The organism is Pedobacter sp. 01N416 (assembly GCF_056399685.1).
This window is the reverse complement of the sequence record NZ_JBFTRT010000430.1, coordinates 1-4,490: the sequence shown is the minus strand read 5'-3', so window position 1 is coordinate 4,490 and position 4,490 is coordinate 1. Positions and strand designations below refer to the sequence as shown.

Genomic DNA, 4,490 nt, shown 5'->3' with positions numbered 1-4,490 from the left:
ATATTTATCAATAAAAGTATCTTTGCGGTTATGCAATTGGCCAAAGAGGTTAAATATTTAATTCACAAGGAAGTATTGTTAGAGTGGCGCTCCAAATATACCATTAACGGTGTATTGCTCTATGTGGTTTCTACCATTTTTACTTGTTACCTCTCTTTTGTTAGCTTGGGCGATAAATTAACATGGAATGCCTTGTTTTGGATTATCATGCTTTTTGCCTCTATCAATGGCGTATCGAAAAGTTTTTTGCAAGAAACTAAAGGCCAGCAGTTGTACAGTTACATTTTGGCGAGTCCGGCAGCTGTTCTTATTTCAAAGATGATTTACAACGTGCTTTTAATGCTTGTTTTAACCACACTTGCCCTTGGTTTTTATATTTTGGTTTTTGGTACATATAATGACACGAATTTATTAATGTATTATCTAGCTATAGTACTAGGTGCAATTAGTTTCTCAACCGTTTTTACAATGGTTTCGGCCATAGCAAGTAAAGCCGGTAATGGTGGAATGTTAATGGCGATTTTAAGCTTTCCAATTATTATTCCCATTCTTATACTTTTAATTAGATTAGCTAAGAATGCTGTGGATGGTTTACCATGGGATACCAGTTATGATGAAATAGGCATGCTTTTAGCAGTTAATGCAGTTACGGTTGCAACCGCTTTATTGTTATTTCCTTACCTTTGGAGGGATTAAATTGGCCAATATAAATCAAAATAATTTATAAATAATATATGCGTAAAACGTGGTGGAAAATTTTGGGCTCCATATTGGTTTTGTATTCAACAATTGGAGGATTACTGATCGGTGTACCTAGATTGGCAATTTTGAATGAGACCATAAGAAATTTATACTTTCATGTGCCAATGTGGTTTGCCATGATTACACTATTTTCTATCTCAGTTTTTTATAGTGTTATGTTTTTACTTAAGGGTAAAGAAAGCTACGATACAAAAGCTGTTGAAAGTGTAAATGTAGGTGTGGTTTTTAGTATACTTGGCTTAATAACAGGATCTTTTTGGGCTAAATTTACCTGGGGGCAGTTTTGGAGTTTTGATGTAAAGCAAAATTTTAGTGCGATTGCCATATTATTATATTTTGCTTATTTAATTCTTCGAAATGCAATTGATGAAGAACAAAAAAGAGCAAAAATATCTGCCATCTATAATATCTTTGCTTTTCCTATGATGGTTGTACTTATTATGGTACTCCCAAGATTATCAGACTCATTACACCCTGGTAATGGTGGAAATCCTGGTTTTAACAGTTACGATTTAGATAGCAGAATGAGAGCCGTTTTATATCCGGCATTTATTGGCTGGTCAATTATTGGCTTTTGGATTTATACTATTCGTTTTAGATTACGTTCATTAGAAAACAAACAACAAGAAAACTAACATGAAGAAGACTCTTTTCTCCCTGATATTAATGATGGCCGCCATGCAATTATTTGCGCAGGATAATGGCGTAGAAATGGCTGATAGCCTTCGCAGCAATGGAAAGATATATGTTGTGGTAATATGTATCGTAATTATTCTTGTGGGTTTGTTGGCCTACCTGTTCTCAATCGATAAAAGATTAAAGAAAATCGAAAAAGAAAACCAAACTGATAAATAATAGCGTAAATACGATTCTGGTTAAAACCATATTAGGCTTTAATGGCTGGTAAGTAGCTATGTTTTAAGATTAAATTTGTTATTTTTTTGTGTTTATCTCATTGTAAAAGAGGTTTTTGCTAATTTTAAAAGCCCTAATTAAAAATACAGAGTAGTAACCACATAAAATACCTACATCACAGTATTGTTTTTTGGTAATTTATTGATCAAGTTTGGTTAGTTATAAATTAAATCAACGGGACGATTTAGGTTAAATTAAGAAGTGGTCAACACAATTGGTCACTTTTTTTATGTCCTGTTTTTTATTCGTATTTGCAATATTCGTAATATTGATCTGTTTTTTAGCTTCTATTTATTGAACGTTGCAACAAAAGGCTATTTTGAATATTTTTTTTATAAATTTTTTTAGATCAAAATAGCCTGTGTAAAACCTATAAAAATAGTCGTTTTTATGATGTAGGCTACCTAAGATATCTGCATTTAAACGTGTTTGGGTATGGTTTTTCGACAGTTTTCTCCAACGGGTATAAAAACTGTTGTTGAGCTAAAATAGAATGGTGTTTGCTTTACACTAAGTCTTTTTGCATTTGGATATGTGCAGTTTTTTTAGGCAATTTTGCACCGAAAACTTATTCAATATAAAAAATAAATAATGGCTAATCTAGCAGACGAGAACAAGTTCTTTGCAGATGTTTGTAAGAACTTTGACAGTGCGGCTCAATTCACCAATCATCCAGAAGGTTTATTGAACCAGATTAAAACATGTAATAGTGTGTATCGTTTCCAGTTCCCAATCCGCCGCGGAAACGGTTTTGAAGTAATTGATGCTTGGCGCGTAGAACACTCTCACCACATGAGCCCTACCAAGGGTGGTATCCGCTACAGTGAAATGGTAAACGAAGATGAGGTTATGGCGCTTGCTGCCTTAATGACTTACAAGTGCGCTATTGTTAACGTTCCATTTGGTGGCGCAAAAGGTGGTATTAAAATTAACACTAAACAATACAGTGTTGCCGAGTTAGAAACCATCACCCGCCGTTATACTACAGAATTAATTAAGAAAAATTTTATTGGCCCTGGTATCGATGTTCCTGCTCCTGATTATGGATCTGGCGAACGCGAAATGAGCTGGATTGCCGATACCTATATGACTATGAATCCTGGTCAGTTAGACGCTTTAGGCTGTGTAACTGGTAAACCAATTGCTTTACATGGTATCCGTGGCCGTAAGGAAGCTACAGGGCGTGGTGTTGCTTATGCCGTACGCGAATGTGTAGAAGTGGCAGAAGATATGGCTAAAATAGGCTTTAAAGCTGGTTTAGGCGATAAAAGAGTAATCGTTCAAGGTTTAGGTAATGTGGGCTACCACTCGGCTAAATTCTTGGCAGAATTTGGTGCTACCATTGTAGGTTTATGCGAATTTGAAGGTGCTATCTACAATGCAAACGGATTAAATGTTGATGAGGTTTTTGCACACCGTAAAAACACGGGTTCAATTTTAGGTTTCCCAGGCGCTAAAGATTTTAAAAATTCGATGGAAGGTTTAGAGCAAGATTGTGATATCATTGTTCCTGCAGCTTTAGAAAACCAATTTACCGAGCTAAATATCCGTAATATCAAGGCAAAAATTATTGCCGAAGGTGCAAATGGTCCAACAACGCCAGAAGCTGAAACAATTTTTACCGAAATGGGCGGTATCATCATTCCTGATATGTATTGCAATGCGGGCGGTGTTACGGTTTCTTATTTTGAGTGGTTGAAAAACCTTTCTCACGTGGCTTTCGGTCGTATGGAGAACCGTTATGCAGCTAATTCAAATGCAAATCTGATCAATACTTTAGAAAACCTAACCGGTAAAACGATCCTTCCTGAGCATCGTTTAATGATTGTTAAAGGTGCATCTGAAATGGAATTGGTAAACTCTGGTTTAGAAGACACTATGATCCATTCTTACCATGAAATCCGCGAAACATTAATGAACAAACCGGCAACTCAAACATTAAGAACAGCTGCTTTTGTAAATTCAATCGATAAAATTGCGGTTTCTTATATGAATTTAGGTGTTTGGCCATAATCAACTAATCGTCATTGCGAATCCCGATCCTTTATCGGAATGTGGCAATCTTATTATGAAGCCTTGCAGGATTAAAACTGCAGGGCTTTTTTGTGTCCAAGTTCGTTATCACAAATTCCGATTTGAATATTTAGCTGATCGTGTAAGCCATTTCTAGCTTTTTTGTTTTGGAAATAAATGGTCTGTATTGCATAGGGGCGGGTTGGCCCTGCTGTACCTCCTGCCAATTGAAGGAATTGGCATCCGTCCCATCAGGTTTAGAAACAAGGGGTAGTTGGCAAAGTGCACAAAGAGGATGACTATATCTGTTCTGAACCTGTTGAAGGACAGCGTTATTCCACGGGCTATTTAATCTATGCCAATCACCTTAAATCAACAAAAAAACAAAAAATGCTTTATAGTCCTTTCAATATTTGATAAAGCGAATTAATATCCTTATTCATCAATGTTAAGTTCCCGTCAAACCGCATCTGCTTTCCACCAATTAATTTTCCGATAACCTGAAGTGTTTTGTATGTTTTAAGATAACTGCTAAACTGAGCCATATTTGATTGTTTATGCAGCTTTTCAAAATTAATAAAGAAGTAGAAAAAATCTGGAGAGGGGGCGGGTACATTTTTGAAAGACATCTGTCTTTTTGTTCCGAAATAAAGCTTTTTGAGATCACTTTCTACGAAAACCTGATAGAGCGGAAATGCACTTTTGTTAACTTGGTTGCTATCTAAATTAATAATTTTTTGTTTGGCTAAATAATTTTTTAGACCATTTGCATCTGCATGTATAGCAATAGAGAATTGTGG

Annotated in this window: 5 protein-coding genes; 4 read left to right on the top strand and 1 reads right to left on the bottom strand. The window is 35.6% G+C overall.

What is annotated here, in order from left to right; translation table 11 throughout:
* The first annotated feature begins 30 nt into the window (after positions 1-30).
* The 4 genes from AC1DND_RS20670 (at position 31) to AC1DND_RS20655 (ending at position 3,690) form a co-directional block, all read left to right on the top strand.
* A complete protein-coding gene (locus AC1DND_RS20670) occupies positions 31-696 on the top strand; it encodes a heme exporter protein CcmB (protein WP_477584514.1) in 666 nt (221 codons plus the stop codon).
* 38 nt (positions 697-734) lie between these two features.
* Entirely contained in the window at positions 735-1,397 is a 663-nt protein-coding gene (ccsA, locus tag AC1DND_RS20665) for a cytochrome c biogenesis protein CcsA (RefSeq protein ID WP_477584512.1), read from the top strand.
* Position 1,398: 1 nt separating this feature from the next.
* Positions 1,399-1,617: a CcmD family protein gene (locus AC1DND_RS20660; RefSeq protein ID WP_477584510.1), complete on the top strand. Its 219-nt coding sequence runs from the start codon at positions 1,399-1,401 to the stop codon at positions 1,615-1,617.
* A 651-nt stretch (positions 1,618-2,268) separates the two neighbouring features.
* Positions 2,269-3,690 (top strand): Glu/Leu/Phe/Val family dehydrogenase, encoded by a 1,422-nt coding sequence (locus tag AC1DND_RS20655; RefSeq protein ID WP_029275363.1) that lies wholly within the window; start codon positions 2,269-2,271, stop codon positions 3,688-3,690.
* A 395-nt stretch (positions 3,691-4,085) separates the two neighbouring features.
* Here the strand turns inward: AC1DND_RS20655 and AC1DND_RS20650 are convergent.
* Positions 4,086-4,490 (bottom strand): hypothetical protein (locus AC1DND_RS20650; protein ID WP_477584508.1); only part of this gene is annotated, 405 nt, incomplete at its 5' end.